This is a genomic window from Labedaea rhizosphaerae (assembly GCF_004362825.1).
GTDB lineage: Bacteria > Actinomycetota > Actinomycetes > Mycobacteriales > Pseudonocardiaceae > Labedaea > Labedaea rhizosphaerae.
On sequence record NZ_SNXZ01000008.1, the window covers coordinates 114,485 to 128,922 of the forward strand.

The window sequence follows — 14,438 nt, forward strand, 5'->3', positions numbered from 1 at the left end:
GGTCAGTCCTTTGTTATGGTTTAGCGAGCGCGATCGAGGGAGGCGCAGTGGACTTCGACCTGACGGACGACCAGCACACCATCCGCAAGGCGGTGGCCGAGCTGGCCGGGAAGTTCGACGACCAGTACTGGATGGCGAAGGACCGCGACCACGAGTTCCCCACGGAGTTCTACGACGCGCTGGCCAGCGGCGGCTGGCTCGGGATCACCACGCCGGAGGAGTACGGCGGGCACGGCTTCGGCATCACCGAGGCGTCGATCCTGATCGAGGAGGTGGCGAAGTCCGGCGGCGGGATGAACGCGGCCAGCGCCATCCACCTGTCGATCTTCGGGATGCACCCGGTGATCGTGCACGGGTCCGACGAGCTCAAGCAGCGCACGCTGCCCCGGATCGTCAACGGCGACCTGCACGTGTGCTTCGGCGTCACCGAGCCCGGCGCGGGCCTGGACACCACGCGGATCACTACCTTTGCCAAGCGCGACGGCGACCACTACGTGGTCAACGGCCGCAAGGTGTGGATCTCCAAGGCGATGGAGTCCGAGAAGGTCCTGCTGCTCACCCGCACCACCAAGTTCGAGGACGCCGCGAAGAAGACCGACGGCTTGACGCTGTTCCTCACCGACCTCGACCGCGACCACGTCGACATCCGGCCGATCCCGAAGATGGGCCGCAACGCGGTCAGCTCCAACGAGCTGTTCATCGACGACCTGCGCATCCCGGTCGAGGATCGGGTCGGCGAAGAGGGGCAAGGGTTCCGCTACATCCTCGACGGGCTGAACCCGGAGCGGATGCTCGTCGCCGCCGAGGCGCTGGGGCTCGGCCGGGTGGCGCTGGACCGCGCCGTCCGCTACGGCAACGAGCGCGAGGTGTTCGGCCGGCCCATCGGGATGAACCAGGGCCTGCAGTTCCCGCTGGCCGACTCGCTGGCCCGCCTCGACGCCGCGGAACTGGTGCTGCGCAAGGCGACCTGGCTCTACGACAACGGAAAGCCCTGCGCGCGCGAGGCCAACACAGCGAAGTACCTGTGCGCCGACGCGGGATTCCAGGCCGCGGACCGCGCGCTGCAAACCCACGGTGGCATGGGCTACTCCGAGGAGTACAACGTCGCGCGCTACTTCCGCGAGGCCCGGCTGCTGAAGATCGCACCGCTGAGCCAGGAGATGGTGCTCAACTACCTGGGCTCGCACGTGCTCGGGCTGCCGAGGAGCTACTGATGCCCGCCCTGGACGTGTTCGCTTTGGACGGTCGCTCGGTGCTCGTCACCGGCGCCGGCGGTGGAATCGGTGCCGCGGTCGCCCGAGCCTGCGCCGCGGCCGGTGCCGCGGTGCTGGTCACCGATGTGGACAGTCACGCGGCGGAGTCGGTCGCGAAGCAGATCACGGCATCGGGTGGCACAGCGGAGAGCCGAGGGCTGGACGTCCGCGACCGGGCCGGCGCCGACGAAGCCGCCGCGCAGGCGGCGAACCTAACCGGCGGAACCCTGCACGTGCTGGTGAACAACGCGGGCGTGATCGCCCCGGCGATGTTCGACAAGCTGGAAGAGGACGCGTTCCGCCGCGTCCTCGACATCCACGTCGTCGGCTCCTACACCTGCGCCAAAGCAGCGTTGCCGTACCTGCCCGACGACGGCACCGGCCGCATCATCAACGTCACCTCCGCCGCCGGGCTGACCGGGACGATCGGGCAGGCCAACTACGGTGCGGCCAAGGCGGGGATCATCGGGCTCACGAAGTCGCTGGCCCGCGAACTCGCCCGTCGCGGCATCACCGTCAACGCGCTCGCGCCGTTGGCCGCGACGCCGATGACGCAGAACATCCGCGACAACGAGAAGCTCGCCGCTAAGACCCTCGCACGCATCCCGCTGGGCCGCTGGGCCGAGCCCGACGAGATCGCCGCGAGCTTCGTGTTCCTCGCCTCCCCGGCCGCGTCCTACATCACCGGCCAGGTGCTGCCGGTCGACGGTGGGACGGTGATCTGATGACCAGCCCGTTCACCGAGGCCGGCCGCGAGGTCTTCGTCGTCGAGGCGGCGCGGACCCCGTTCGGCAAGGCGCACCCGCAACGCGGCTGGTTCCGCGACACCCATCCCAATGCGCTGCTGGGCACCGTCTACCGGGAGCTGCTGACCCGAGCCGGGCTCGATCCGCTCGCCGTCGACGACCTCGTGATCGGCTGCACGGCGCCGTTCGGCGAGCAGTCACGCAACATCGCCCGCAACGCGTGGCTGCACGCGGGCTATCCGCCCGAGGTGCCGGCGGTGGTGCTGGACCGGCGGTGCGGGTCCGCCCAGACGGCCGTCGAGTTCGCGGCTGCGCAGGTGGCGTCCGGTGTGCATGACGTCGTGATCGCGGGCGGGGTCGAGCACATGGGGCACGTCCCGATCAACTCCCCGGCCAGGATCTCCGAGTTGTACGGCGAGCCGTGGACGCGGGAGATGCGGGAGCGCTTCGACTTCGTCCACCAAGGCGAAAGTGCCGAGCTCATCGCCGAGCGCTGGGACCTCGGCCGCGCGGAGTTGGACGAATTCGCCGTCCGTTCGCACGCCTTGGCCGCAGACGCGATCGCCGCCGGCCGCTTCGCCGACGAGATCATCCCGATGGACCTCGACGGCGAGACCTGCACCAGCGACCAGACCGTGCGGCCAGGCACCGACCTGGCGACGCTCGCGGGACTGAAACCCGCCTTCCGCAAGGAGAACGGCCGGATCACCGCGGGCACGTCCTCGCCCATCTCCGACGGCGCGGCGGGCCTGGTGCTCGCCTCGCGGAGGGCCGTGGAGGAGCACGGCCTGACCCCGCGGGCCCGCATCGTCGACCAGACAACGGTCGGCGTCGATCCGGTCATCATGCTGACCGGGCCGATCCCCGCGACCCGGAAACTGTTGCAGCGCACCGGTCTCGGCGTGGCCGACATCGACCTGTTCGAGGTCAACGAGGCGTTCAGCTCGGTCGTGCTGGCGTGGCAGCGCGAGCTCAAGCCCGACCCGGATCGGGTGAACGTCAACGGCGGTGCGATCGCGCTCGGCCACCCGGTCGGCGCGTCCGGGGCGCGACTGATCAGCACCGTGGTCGCCGAGCTGACGCGTCGCAATGCGGAGTTCGGGCTGGTCACCATGTGCTGCGGCGGGGGCCTGGGCACCGGCACCGTCCTGCAGCGGGTGAGCTGATGATCGACCTGCGAGCACACGTTAAGGCGGGCGACGGCATCTGGTGGGGCCAGGGCGCCGCCGAGGCCACGCCGCTGGTGGACGCCCTGCTCGACCAGATAGCCGACATCGGGCCGTGCCGGGCGTTCTGCGGGTTGAGCCACAACACCCGGCTCGCCGACCCGCCACGAGCGCTGGCGCTTACCTCGTACGGCGCGATGGGCACGCTGCGGTCGGCCGCTGACCGGGTCGCCGTCGTGCCGGGCCACTACTCGACGTTGCCGCGGCTCTTCGCCGAAGGCCTGCTGCCGCACGACGTGGCCCTCGTGCAAGTGTCGCCACCCGGCCCGGACGGTCGGTGCAGCCTGGGCTTCGGTGTGGACTACACCGCCGATGCGCTGCGGCACACCAGGACCGTCATCGCGGAGATCAACGCCCGGATGCCGCCCTGCCCTGGCGCGGACACGATCCCGCTGGACCGGTTCGCCGCGGTCGTGGCGACCGACCGGCCGCTGCTCGCCGCGACAAGCCGGTCCCCGGACGACATCGACGCCGCGATCGCCGCACACGTGGCCGGGCTGGTCGACGACCGCGACACCCTTCAGCTTGGCGTCGGCACCCTGCCCGAGGCCATCCTCGACGCCCTGTCCGGTCACGAGGACCTGGGCGTGCATTCCGGGATGGTGACCGACGGGGTGCTGCACCTGGTGGACAAGGGCGTGATCACCGGGCGGTACAAGGAAATCGACCGCGGCGTCGTGGTGGCGGGCACCGCGATCGGCAGTGCCGACCTGTACGCGGCGCTGCCCTCCTTGCCCGTCGAGTTCCGTCCGGCGAGCTACACCCACCACCCCGGTGTGCTCGCCCGGCTGGAGCGCCTGGTGGCGATCAACTCCGCCCTCCAGGTCGACCTGACCGGGCAGGTGGGCAGCGAGGTCGCGGGTGGCCGCTACCTCGGCGGCATCGGTGGTCAGGCCGATTTCAGTGGCGCCGCCGCCCGCACCGGGGCGCGGTCGATCATCGCCGTCCGCTCGACCACGGCCGGGCACTCCACGATCGTCCCCAGCCTCACCGGGCCGGTCACGACCGCCCGTGCCGACGTGGACGTGGTGGTCACCGAACACGGTGTCGCGCACCTGCGTGGCTGTCCGCTGCCCGAACGAGCGGCGCGGCTTGCCGCGATCGCCGCCCCTGAACACCGCGACGAGCTGCTGCGTGCGGCCCGAGAGGAGGACCTATGACCCTGCCGAAAGCGGTTGAGATTCGCGAGGTCGGGCCCCGCGACGGTTTCCAGAACGAGCCCGAGCGGATCGACACCGACGACAAGGTCCGGCTGATCAACGCGCTCGCGAGCGCCGGGTTCCGGCGCATCGAGGTGGCCAGCTTCGTGCGTCCCGACGTGATCCCGCAACTCTCCGACGGTGTGGACGTGTTGCGCCGCATCGAGGTGCCGGACGACGTCCGCCTGATGGTGTTGATCCCCAACAGCAAGGGCCTGGACAACGCGTTGCGGGTCCGGGAGACCTTCCACGACGCGGCGATCTTCGTGTCCGCGTCGGAGACGCACAACCGCAAGAACGTCAACCGCACGGTCGCGGACACCATGGCGGACAACGACGTCATGGCCAAGCGCATCGTCGCCGAGGGGCTCGGCTGCGCCGCGGTCATCGCGACCTCGTTCGGTTGCCCCTACGAGGGCAAGGTCGACCTCGACCGGGTGCTCGGCCTGGCCGAGCGGTTCGCCGAGGCGGGCGCGACCGAGATCGGGTTCGGCGACACCACCGGCATGGCCAACCCGGCCTACGCGGGGGAGTTCTTCGCCGCCGCGCTGGAGCGGCTGCCCGGCGTCGAGGTGACCGCGCACTTCCACAACACCCGCGGCCAAGGTCTCGCGAATGCCTACGCCGCCCTGCAAGCAGGCTGCACCAGCTTCGAGTCGAGCTTCGGCGAACTCGGCGGCTGCCCCGTGCCGCCCGGCTCGACGGGCAACATCGCGACCGAGGACCTGATCAGCATGTTCCACGAGATGGGTGTCGACACCGGGATCGACCTGCCCGCCGTGATCAGCGCGGCCCAGGAAGCGCAGACGGTGCTCGGCCGCAAGCTCACCAGCCACTGCCTCGTCGCGGGCCCGATCGACTGGCACGCCAACTGAAAGGTTCAGCCATGAACAACCGAGTCGCGTTCGTCACCGGCGGCGCACAGGGCATTGGGGAAGGCATCTCCACCACACTCGGCGCCCAAGGGTTCCAGGTCGCCGTGGTCGACCTGAACGCCGACACGGCGCAGGCCACCGCGAAGGCGATCACCGAGGCCGGGGGCAGCGCGCTCGCCGTGCAGGCCGACGTCACCGACACCGCCGCCGTGCAGGCCGCGGTGAAGACCGTGACCGAGGAGCTCGGGCCGATCGAGGTCGTGGTCAACAACGCCGGCTGGGACGACTTCATGAAGTTCGTCGACACCACCGAGGAGTTCTGGGACCGCATCCTCGACATCAACTTCAAGGGCGCGCTGCGCGTCGTGCAGGCCACCGTGCCCGCGATGATGGAACGCGGCTGGGGTCGCGTGATCAACATCGGCTCGGACGCCGGACGGGTCGGCTCGTCGCTGGAGGCGGTGTACTCGGGCGCGAAGGGCGGCATCATCGCCTTCACCAAGACCCTCGCCCGCGAGGTCGCGAGCAAGGGCGTCACCGCGAACACGGTGTGCCCCGGCCCCACCGACACGCCCGCGCTGCGCAAGTTCGCGAGCAACGCCGGTGACGACGCCGAGAAGGTGATCGCCGGGATGGTGCGGGGCGTACCCATGCGCCGCCTCGCCCGGCCCGCCGACGTCGCCGCCGCGGTCGCGTTCTTCGCCGCCGACGCCACCGGCTACATCACCGGCCAGACCCTGTCCGTCAGCGGCGGCCTCACGATGGCCTGAGCCCATGCGCATCGAGGAAAGCCGTGAATCCGCCGAGTGGTGTGCCGCGCGGTCCTATGTGGACATCCGGTACGAGCACAGCGGTGACGGCATCGCCAAGATCACCCTCTGCCGGCCCGAGGTACGCAACGCCTTCCGGCCGCAAACGCTGGTGGAGATCTCCGACGCCTTGACCCACGCCCGCGAGGACGAGAGCGTCGGCGTCATCGTACTGACCGGCGAGGGACCGGACGCCTTCTGCTCCGGCGGCGACCAACGGGTGCGCGGCGACACCGGCTACCTCACCGAGCCAGGTGAACCGGGCGCGGTCGGCCGGTTCCACGTCACCGACCTGCAAGTGCAGATCCGGCGGCTGCCCAAACCCGTGGTGGCCATGGTCGCCGGGTACGCCATCGGCGGCGGACACGTGCTGCACCTGGTGTGCGACTTGACCATCGCGGCCGACAACGCCCGTTTCGGGCAGGTAGGCCCGAAGGTCGGGTCGTTCGACGGCGGATTCGGTGCGGGGCTGCTGGCCCAGCAGATCGGCCAGAGGAAGGCCAAGGAGTTCTGGCTGCTGTGCGAGCAGTACGACGCCGGTGAGGCGCTCGCCATGGGCCTGGTCAACAAGGTCGTGCCGCTGGCCGAGCTCGAGACCGAGACCCTCGCGTGGTGCCGCCGGATGCTCCGGCTGTCCCCCATGGCGCTGCGGCTGTCCAAGGCGAGCTTCCATGCCGCTGAGGACGGGCTCACGGGCATCCAGCAACTGGCCCACGACGCGAACCTGCTCTTCTACGCCACCGACGAGGCCAAGGAGGGTCGCGAGGCGTTCAAAGCCAAGCGGCAGCCTGACTTCGCGCGGTTCCCGCGGCGATCGTGACCACACCGGATGAAGGAGCCACCATGACCGAGCCCGCCGTTCGGTGGGAGGACGCCAGTGCCGGCGTCATGGTCGTGACCATGGCGCACGGCCGCGCGAATGCGCTCGGCCCGCCGATCCTCGACGGCCTGTCCGCCGCCCTCGACGAAGCCGACCAGCGCGACGACGTGCGCACCATCGTCATCGCTTCCGCCATCCCGGGGTTCTTCGCGGCCGGCGCCGACATCAAGCACATGTCCGCCATCGACGGCGCCTCCTTTGCCGCGTACGGCGATCGGCTGCGCGGGGTCCTCGACCGCATCGCCGCACCACCACGGATCACGATCGCCGCCGTCGACGGCCTGGCCCTCGGCGGGGGACTGGAACTGGCGATGGCCGCGAGCATGCGCGTCGCCGGCACCGACGCGAAGTTCGGCCTCCCCGAGGTGAAGCTCGGCCTCATCCCCGGCGCGGGCGGAACCCAGCGACTGCCGCGACTCGTCGGCCGGGGACGGGCGATCGACATCATGGCCACGGCGCGCCAGGTGCGTGCCGGCGAGGCGAGGTCCATCGGGCTCGTCGACCGCGTCGTCGAGGCCGGGCAGGCACTCGCCGGGGCAGTGGAGCTCGGCAAGGAACTTCGTGCCTTCTCCAGGCCGGCGCTGAGCGCGGTCCTGCGCACCGTGGACGCCGCGTTCGACCTCCCGCTCGACGAGGGCCTCCGGTACGAGGCCGCGCAGGTGCAGGAGCTGTTCGAGCACGGGGAGGCCAAGGAAGGCCTGACCGCGTTCCTCGAGCGCCGATCGCCGAACTTCGACTGAGCGGGTGACGGGATGGACCAATTCGGTTTGACGATCTTCAGTGCCGGGCGCGGCGCCGAGCGGTTCCGCCGCGCGGCCGCGTTGGCCCGCGACGCCGAGGCAGCCGGGTTCGGCGCGGTGTGGACCGGCGAGCTGTACAACCGATCGGCCACCATCCCGATGGCCGTGCTCGCACAGGCCACCGAGCGGGTCCTGATCGGCTCCAACATCGCCTATGGTGCCGGCCGCTCGCCGATGATCTGGGCGGCGGAGGCACGCGACCTGGACGAGCTCGCCGAGGGCCGGATCGTCCTCGGCCTGGGCAACGGCACCCGCGGAATGCTGGAGAACTGGCTCGGGGTGAGTGGCGAGGCGCCCGCCGCGCGGATGGCGGAGCTGGTCGAGGTGCTGCGCAAGCTGTGGCGCCTGCACGAGGGGCCGGTGCACCACGACGGGCGGTTCTACAATTTGCACCTCGCGCCCACCGCCGAGACGCCGCCGCCGTGGCGGGACCGCTTGCCGATCTGGGCCGCAGGGGTGAACCCGTTGATGGTGCGCACCGCGGCGCGGGTCGCCGACGGCCTTGTCTGCCACCCGATGACCACCGCCGAGTACCTCACCGAGGTGATCCGCCCGCAGCTGGAACGTGGCGCGGCGGAAGCGGAGCGGTCGCTGGACGGCTTCGTGGTCAAGGGAATCCGGATGTGCGCGGTGGACGACAACGAGGAAGTCGCGCGCCGCCGGTTGGCGTTCGCCATCGCCCAGTACGCGCCGAGCCGCGTCTACGACCGGCTGTTCGCCCTGCACGGCTGGACCGCCCACCAGGAAAAGATCCACGCCGCCGCCAAGGCACAGGACCTCGACGCGATGACCGCCGCCGTCCCGGACGAGGCGATCGACGCGATCGGGATCGCCTGCACCCCGGAGCGGTTCGCCGACCTGGCCGCGCGCCACGCCAACGCGTTCGACCACCTCAACCTGGTGGCGCCGGTCTGGGGACTCAGTGCCGAGCGAGCCGAGGACGCCACCCGGCGCATCCTGACCGCCATGAGTCCAAAGGGGACACCTCAATGACCGAGACCCTGCGACTCGATCGTCCACGGGACGGCATCATGGTCGTCACGCTGAACCGCCCCGGCCGGGCCAACGCCATGACGGCCCAGATGTTCGAGGAGCTCGAGCACCTCGCGCGGTCCGTCCACCACGACGAGGCGCTTCGGGTCGTGGTGCTCACCGGTGCGGGCACGGCCTTCTGCGCCGGGTACGACCTCGATGACGCCGCGGAGCTACCGTCGCTGGGTGCCGTCGGCATGCTGAAGCTCCAGGAGCTGGGTGCGCGTGCGCTCGCCGCGGTGCGTGGCATCCGGGTGCCGGTGATCGCCGCGGTCAACGGTGCCGCCGCCGGTGGCGGATTGGCCCTGTCGCTCGCGGCCGACATCCGCCTCGCCGCGCCGACCGCGAAGTTCAACGCCGCGTTCGTGCGCATCGGGCTTTCCGCGGGCGACCTCGGAACGTCCTGGCTGCTGCCCCGGCTCATCGGACCTGCCGCGGCGGCGGAGATCGTCTACACGGGACGCATCGTGGAAGCCCCGGAAGCCGAACGCCTGGGGCTGGTCAACCGCGTGGTGCTGGCCGAGGAACTGCTCGACGCGGCCCTGGCGATGGCCGACGCGATCTGCGCCAACTCCCCGGCCGGAGTCGAGATGTCCAAGAAGTCGTTGCAGGCCAACATGGAGATCACCTCCTATGCAGCCGCGCTGGAGCTGGAGAACCGCGGCCAGGCGCTGCTGACCAGGACCGCGGACATGCGCGAGGCACTCACAGCCTTCACCGAACGCAGGCCACCGACGTTCACCGGCCGCTAGTGCGGACCGCCGAGTCCGCCGCGTTGCGCCTTGCTGGCGGCGGTAGCCGCCTCGCTCTTCGCCCGTGCGTCCGCCCAGTCCTGGTCGGTCATCTCGGCCAGGCCGGCGAACGTCCCCGGCCCTGCGAGCATCTGACCGCCATCCATCGCGATCGTCTGTCCGGTGAGATAGGGGCACGCATCCGAGAGCAGGAACATCGTCAGGTTCGCCAGCTCCTCGACGGTTCCCATGCGGCCCATGGGGATCTGGTCGGCCTGGGTGGCCCCGACACCGCTCTTGCCGGTCGGGTTCAGCATCTGCCACGCGTACTCCGTGGGGATCGGCCCCGGCGCGACTGCATTGAGCCGGATGCCGTGGCGCGCCCACTCGACGGCGAGCGACATGGTCATGGCGTGCACGGCCGCTTTGCCCATGGCCGAGGGCACGACGTAGGCCGACCCGGTCCACACCCACGTCGTCAGGGTCGACACGACGCTGCCGGGCAGGCGGGCCGCGATCCACCGCCGCCCGGCCCCGTGCGTGGTGTGGAACGACCCCTTCATCACGGTGCCGGACACCGCGTCGAACGCGCGCGGGCTCAAGGACTCGGTCGGCGCGATGAAGTTGGCCGCCGCGTTGTTCAGGACACCGGTCAACGGGCCGTGCTCATCCCACAGCTCGCCCATGGCCTCGTCGACCCGCTCGCCATCGCGCACGTCCACGACCTGCGTGTGCACCGACCCTGGCAGCGAAGCCGCTGCCTCGTCGAGCACGGCGGGCCGTCGGCCCCACAGGTGCACCTGAGCGCCGTGCTCGACGAGGTGCCGAGCGACGGCCCGGCCCAGGCCGGTGCCGCCGCCGGTGATGAGGATCCGCTTGCCCGCCAGGAGATCCGGGGCGAAGGGGCGGCCGGTCACGTCAGTGGGTGCGGTAGCCCGCGAACTCGGGCTTGCGCTTCTCGTTGAACGCGGCAATGCCCTCCTGGGCCTCGGCGGACTCACCGAAGAGCTTGAGGCTCGAGTACGCGATCTGCCCGATCCCGGAGAAGTGCTCGGTGTCCGCGTTGAACGACTGCTTGAGCACCTTCAGCGCGGTGGGGGAGAGTTGCAGGATCTCGTCCGCCCACGCCCGGACTTCGGCGCGCAGTTGATCGGCCGGCACCACCTTGTTCACCAACCCCCACTCCAGCGCCTGCTCGGGGGAGTACTTGCGGCACAGGAACCAGATCTCCCGGGCTCGCTTCTCACCGATCGCGCGGGCCATCAGTCCGGTGCCGAACCCGGCGTCGAACGACCCGACCCGCGGCCCGTTCTGCCCGAACACGGCAGTGTCGGACGAGATGGTCAGGTCGCACAGCAGGTGCAGCACGTGGCCACCGCCGATGGCGAACCCGTTGACGGCGGCGATCACCGGCTTCGGCACGTCACGGATCACCCGGTGCAAGGCGTCCACTTCGAACAACCCGGACTCCGACGGGCCGTAGTCGCCGGTCTCCATCCGCTGCTTCTGGTCACCACCGGTGCAGAACGCCTTCGCGCCGGCACCGGTCAGGCTGACGACCCCGACGGTGTCGTCGGCCCAGGCCAGCTTGAACGCCATCACGAGTTCATCCACCGTGCGTGCCCGGAACGCGTTGTAGCGGTCCGGACGGTTGATCGTGATCCACGCGAGGCCGTTGTCGACCTCGTACGTGATGTCGGTGAACTCCTCGGGCTTCATCGCCTGGTTCTCCCTCGTCGTGGTGTCTTCCCGTCACATCCTAATTGGTCATACCATAAAATCAAGACGGAGCGGGTCACACGTGGTCGAGCACGACCTTGCCGAACCCGGCGCCGCTTTCCAGGTGCCGGTGGGCGTCGGCGGCCGCGTCGAGCGGGAAGGTCCTGTCGATGACGGGTGGCGGTGCGTTCGTCTCGGCCATGAACGACAGCAAGCCGGCGAAGTCGGCTGGGCTGCCCATGGTCGTGCCGAGCAGGTCGTACTGTCCGAAGTAGAACGAGCGCACGTCCATCCGGGCCGTGTCGTTCACGGAAGCGCCGAGCACGACCAGCCGACCACCGCGGCGCAACGCCCGCACTGCCTCGTTCCACCGCCCTACGGGGTCGAGCACCAGATCGAAGCCGGCGTTGCCGGGAGTGCACCGCCGTGCGGCGTCCACCCAGTCGTGCTCGGTGTGCAGGACACCGTCGGCCGCACCCAAGGCCTTGGCGCGGTCCACTTTGTCCGGTGACGACGAGGTGACCACGACCCGCGCTCCCGCGGCTGCCGCGAGCGTTACGGCGCTCGTGGCGACGCCACCGCTCGCGCCGAGCACGAGCAACGACTCACCAGCGGCCAGCCGGCCACGAGTGAACAAGGCGCGGAACGTCGTGACGCCGACCAACGGCAAGGCGGCAGCCTGCGCCCAGCTCAGGCCCGGCGGCTTCGGCACCGCGCACTCGGCCGGAACGGCCACCAGTTCGGCATAGGTGCCGCGTTCGACGTCACCCAGGATCTGGAAGCCGGCGGACGGCGCTGCTTGGTCGGTTCCCCAGTGCAAGGAGGGCAGTACGACGACCGGCTCGCCCGTGTCCCGCCGGACGCCGGCACCGTCCGCGCCGGGCACGTGGGGCAGGGGAGAGCGGTAGACGCCCTGGCGGACCAGCACGTCGTGCCAGTTGAGCGCGCTCGCGCGCACCTGCACGACCACCCAGCCCGTACGCTCGGTGGCGTCCGGAGTGGACTCCAGCCGCAGTTCGTCGGCGGCTCCGAAGCGGTGCAGGACGACAGCTCGCATCAGCCGGCCCGCTTCGCGATCAGTCGCCAATCCAGGTCCAGCGTCGTGCCGCGGTGATCAGAACCGTTCGGCAGCAAGCACACCGAGTTTTCATGGCGCACGTATACGCCGGGAACGAACGCGACAGCCGGATTCCCGCAACGATCACACGGGATGCCGTAGCTGGGAACCTCGCGCACGGCGACCTCCTGTTGTGCCGACGATCAGCCGAGCTTCTGGGCGTGCACCCAGTCGACCATGGCGTCCAGCACCTCGTCGCGGTTGGTTTCGTTGAGGATCTCGTGGCGGGCCTCGGGATACGTGACGACGGTGAGATTCGTCAGACCCGCGTCGCGGTAGCGCTGCTCCAGCGCGGTCAGCAAGGCGAGACCGCCGTTGACGGGATCCATGGCACCGACGGCGATGTAGAGCGGCAGGTCCGACCGCACCTGGTCGGTGGCGGTCGCTGCCTTCGCCGCGCCGTCGAACATGGCCTTCAGGCCGTCCTGGTCCAGGTTGAAGCCGGTGCGCGGGTCGGCGAGGTAGGCGTCCACCATGGACTCGTCGCGGGAAAGCCAGTCGAAGTCGGTGCGCGCGGGCTGGAACGCGGCGTTGAACAGGTCCAGGCCGACCGGGTTGTCGAGGTCGAGCGCGGGAGCGAGCAGGTCGATCGCCGCCGTGCCGGTCAGAATCACGCCGTCGACGTCGCCGCTGTGGTCGATCAGGTACTGCTGAGTGGCGAACGAGCCGAGACTGTGCGAGAGCAGCGTCAGGCGCAACCCAGGGTTTTCACGGCGAGCGACCGCGCTCAGCGCGCCGATGTCGGCGACCAATGCGTACCAGCCGTCGGTGCCGATCTGCCCGAACTGCTCGGGGGAGCCGGCGGTGGCGCCGTGCCCGCGGTGGTCCTGTGCGTAGACGACAAAGCCTTCGGCAGCGAACCGTTCAGCGGGTTCGGTGTAGCGCAACGCGTGCTCGCCGACGCCGTGGGTGATCTGCAGGATCGCCTTCGGGGCGGCTTGGGGATCCCAGCGGTAGGCGGTGATCGGGGTGCCGTCGCTGCCCGGGAAGGTGAACGTCGTGTACGTGGACATGCTGGCTCCAGCTCAGCCGAGGAACGGGGGGACGTAGACGCAGGGCACCGGGCGGGGGTGCGCCGGGTCGAGCGCGTTGAGGATGTCGGCCCCGGCGACGGGGTCGGACAGGATCGCGAAGTGCTCCGAGTGGTCGAGCAGGCACTGGTCTTGCAGCGTGATGTTGTGCATGCCTGAGGCAATGCCGCTGGTATAGGGCACCGCGAGTTCGTCGTAGCGGGTGACGATGCTGGTGTAGTTGACGCCGGGGACCACCGGATCGCCGAACGCCGCGTAGTAGTCGGAGCCGGCGAGCAGTTGACGGCATGCGGCGCAGAGCGGGTCCAGGACTCCGTTGACCACCGGCGCGTAGCCGAACCGGCCCGCGAGCAGTGTTGCCGTGGCGAGGCCCGCGGCGTTCGTGCCGCGCCAGAACGGCGCGAGCGCGACGAAGGTGTGCACGTGTGCGCTGCCGCCGAGGCGCTTGAGGTAGTAGTTGGGCATCTGGGTGCCCTCGGAGTGCCCGACGATGTCCACTTGCGACACACCGGTGGCGGTGCGGACCCGGTCGACGAACGCGGCGAGTTCCTGTGCGCTGTCTTCGAGCGGCGTGCGGCCGCCGACCTGGTCGAGCGGGAACGACGTCCCATCGGGAACCCCGTAGTTCAAGGCGAAGACGCAGTAGCCCTCGTTGGCCAGCAGTGGTGAGTACGTCTGCCAGGTGTCGTTCATGACCGAAGCGAAGCCGTGCACCAGCACGACCGGGCGAGGGTGGACGGAACCCGGCCGGCAGGACCAGTCGTTGCTGCCCGGCGGGTCGCTGTAGGGATGCGCGGCGCCGAGCACATTGGCCGCGAAGGTGTACGGCACCGGGTAGTGCCGGGTGGCGCCCGCGGCGTGACCGGCGGTGGACGTCATGATCCCGGCGATCGCGGTCAGCGCGGCTGCCGCCGCGGCCAGCCGGGCAACCGATCCGGACTTCGTTGTCCGCACATCGTCTCCTGAGGTGTCAACATCGGGTGCACCACAAGCTGATGCGGACTCTCGAGGCGGAGAAGC

16 protein-coding genes are annotated in these 14,438 nt (G+C 70.1%); 10 read left to right on the forward strand and 6 right to left on the reverse strand.

Annotation, left to right across the window (positions count from 1 at the left end; translation table 11 throughout):
* The first annotated feature begins 47 nt into the window (after positions 1–47).
* Genes EV186_RS33185 through EV186_RS33230 form a run of 10 tightly spaced genes read left to right on the forward strand, consistent with a single transcriptional unit; the run spans position 48 to position 9,572 of the window.
* On the forward strand, positions 48–1,214 hold the full coding sequence (locus EV186_RS33185; RefSeq protein WP_133853466.1) for an acyl-CoA dehydrogenase family protein: 1,167 nt from the start codon (positions 48–50) through the stop codon (positions 1,212–1,214).
* A complete protein-coding gene (locus EV186_RS33190) occupies positions 1,214–1,978 on the forward strand; it encodes an SDR family NAD(P)-dependent oxidoreductase (RefSeq protein ID WP_208115910.1) in 765 nt (254 codons plus the stop codon). The genes EV186_RS33185 and EV186_RS33190 overlap by 1 nt, the downstream gene beginning before the upstream one ends.
* Entirely contained in the window at positions 1,978–3,165 is a 1,188-nt protein-coding gene (locus tag EV186_RS33195; protein ID WP_133853467.1) for a thiolase family protein, read from the forward strand. Before EV186_RS33190 ends, EV186_RS33195 begins: the two co-directional genes overlap by 1 nt.
* Positions 3,165–4,385 carry an acetyl-CoA hydrolase/transferase family protein gene (locus EV186_RS33200; RefSeq protein WP_133853468.1) on the forward strand — a complete coding sequence of 407 codons (1,221 nt, stop codon included), beginning with the start codon at positions 3,165–3,167 and terminating at the stop codon, positions 4,383–4,385. The genes EV186_RS33195 and EV186_RS33200 overlap by 1 nt, the downstream gene beginning before the upstream one ends.
* Positions 4,382–5,299 carry a hydroxymethylglutaryl-CoA lyase gene (locus EV186_RS33205; protein ID WP_133853469.1) on the forward strand — a complete coding sequence of 306 codons (918 nt, stop codon included), beginning with the start codon at positions 4,382–4,384 and terminating at the stop codon, positions 5,297–5,299. The genes EV186_RS33200 and EV186_RS33205 overlap by 4 nt, the downstream gene beginning before the upstream one ends.
* Before the next feature lie 11 nt (positions 5,300–5,310).
* On the forward strand, positions 5,311–6,069 hold the full coding sequence (locus EV186_RS33210) for an SDR family NAD(P)-dependent oxidoreductase (protein ID WP_133853470.1): 759 nt from the start codon (positions 5,311–5,313) through the stop codon (positions 6,067–6,069).
* Between the two features lie 4 nt (positions 6,070–6,073).
* Entirely contained in the window at positions 6,074–6,928 is an 855-nt protein-coding gene (menB, locus tag EV186_RS33215; RefSeq protein ID WP_133853471.1) for a 1,4-dihydroxy-2-naphthoyl-CoA synthase, read from the forward strand.
* Positions 6,929–6,951: 23 nt separating this feature from the next.
* Positions 6,952–7,728 carry an enoyl-CoA hydratase/isomerase family protein gene (locus tag EV186_RS33220; protein WP_133853472.1) on the forward strand — a complete coding sequence of 259 codons (777 nt, stop codon included), beginning with the start codon at positions 6,952–6,954 and terminating at the stop codon, positions 7,726–7,728.
* A gap of 12 nt (positions 7,729–7,740) precedes the next feature.
* Entirely contained in the window at positions 7,741–8,781 is a 1,041-nt protein-coding gene (locus tag EV186_RS33225) for an LLM class flavin-dependent oxidoreductase (RefSeq protein ID WP_133853473.1), read from the forward strand.
* Positions 8,778–9,572 carry an enoyl-CoA hydratase/isomerase family protein gene (locus EV186_RS33230; RefSeq protein ID WP_133853474.1) on the forward strand — a complete coding sequence of 265 codons (795 nt, stop codon included), beginning with the start codon at positions 8,778–8,780 and terminating at the stop codon, positions 9,570–9,572. The genes EV186_RS33225 and EV186_RS33230 overlap by 4 nt, the downstream gene beginning before the upstream one ends.
* On the opposite strand, the gene EV186_RS33235 is transcribed toward EV186_RS33230, so the two are convergent.
* The 6 genes from EV186_RS33235 to EV186_RS33260 form a co-directional block, all read right to left on the reverse strand.
* Positions 9,569–10,468, reverse strand: a complete 900-nt coding sequence (locus EV186_RS33235; protein WP_133853475.1) for an SDR family oxidoreductase — start codon at positions 10,466–10,468, stop codon at positions 9,569–9,571. The two genes, EV186_RS33230 and EV186_RS33235, sit on opposite strands and share 4 nt — an antisense overlap.
* A 1-nt stretch (position 10,469) precedes the next feature.
* Positions 10,470–11,270, reverse strand: a complete 801-nt coding sequence (locus tag EV186_RS33240) for an enoyl-CoA hydratase-related protein (RefSeq protein WP_133853476.1) — start codon at positions 11,268–11,270, stop codon at positions 10,470–10,472.
* A gap of 76 nt (positions 11,271–11,346) precedes the next feature.
* Positions 11,347–12,327, reverse strand: a complete 981-nt coding sequence (locus tag EV186_RS33245; RefSeq protein ID WP_133853477.1) for a zinc-binding dehydrogenase — start codon at positions 12,325–12,327, stop codon at positions 11,347–11,349.
* The gene (locus EV186_RS33250) at positions 12,327–12,506 is read right to left on the reverse strand and encodes a hypothetical protein (RefSeq protein ID WP_133853478.1); all 180 of its coding nucleotides are present in this window, start codon (positions 12,504–12,506) and stop codon (positions 12,327–12,329) included. The genes EV186_RS33245 and EV186_RS33250 overlap by 1 nt, the downstream gene beginning before the upstream one ends.
* 24 nt (positions 12,507–12,530) lie before the next feature.
* On the reverse strand, positions 12,531–13,400 hold the full coding sequence (locus EV186_RS33255; protein WP_133853479.1) for an alpha/beta fold hydrolase: 870 nt from the start codon (positions 13,398–13,400) through the stop codon (positions 12,531–12,533).
* A gap of 12 nt (positions 13,401–13,412) precedes the next feature.
* On the reverse strand, positions 13,413–14,372 hold the full coding sequence (locus tag EV186_RS33260; RefSeq protein WP_133853480.1) for an esterase/lipase family protein: 960 nt from the start codon (positions 14,370–14,372) through the stop codon (positions 13,413–13,415).
* Positions 14,373–14,438 lie beyond the last annotated feature (66 nt).

Coding starts and splice junctions, on each gene's coding strand:
- EV186_RS33190 (WP_208115910.1), top strand. CDS start 1,214: ATGCCCGCCCTGGACGTGTTCGCTTTGGACGGTCGCTCGGTGCTCGTC.
- EV186_RS33195 (WP_133853467.1), top strand. CDS start 1,978: ATGACCAGCCCGTTCACCGAGGCCGGCCGCGAGGTCTTCGTCGTCGAG.
- EV186_RS33200 (WP_133853468.1), top strand. CDS start 3,165: ATGATCGACCTGCGAGCACACGTTAAGGCGGGCGACGGCATCTGGTGG.
- EV186_RS33205 (WP_133853469.1), top strand. CDS start 4,382: ATGACCCTGCCGAAAGCGGTTGAGATTCGCGAGGTCGGGCCCCGCGAC.
- EV186_RS33210 (WP_133853470.1), top strand. CDS start 5,311: ATGAACAACCGAGTCGCGTTCGTCACCGGCGGCGCACAGGGCATTGGG.
- menB (WP_133853471.1), top strand. CDS start 6,074: ATGCGCATCGAGGAAAGCCGTGAATCCGCCGAGTGGTGTGCCGCGCGG.
- EV186_RS33220 (WP_133853472.1), top strand. CDS start 6,952: ATGACCGAGCCCGCCGTTCGGTGGGAGGACGCCAGTGCCGGCGTCATG.
- EV186_RS33225 (WP_133853473.1), top strand. CDS start 7,741: ATGGACCAATTCGGTTTGACGATCTTCAGTGCCGGGCGCGGCGCCGAG.
- EV186_RS33230 (WP_133853474.1), top strand. CDS start 8,778: ATGACCGAGACCCTGCGACTCGATCGTCCACGGGACGGCATCATGGTC.
- EV186_RS33240 (WP_133853476.1), bottom strand. CDS start 11,270: ATGAAGCCCGAGGAGTTCACCGACATCACGTACGAGGTCGACAACGGC.
- EV186_RS33245 (WP_133853477.1), bottom strand. CDS start 12,327: ATGCGAGCTGTCGTCCTGCACCGCTTCGGAGCCGCCGACGAACTGCGG.
- EV186_RS33255 (WP_133853479.1), bottom strand. CDS start 13,400: ATGTCCACGTACACGACGTTCACCTTCCCGGGCAGCGACGGCACCCCG.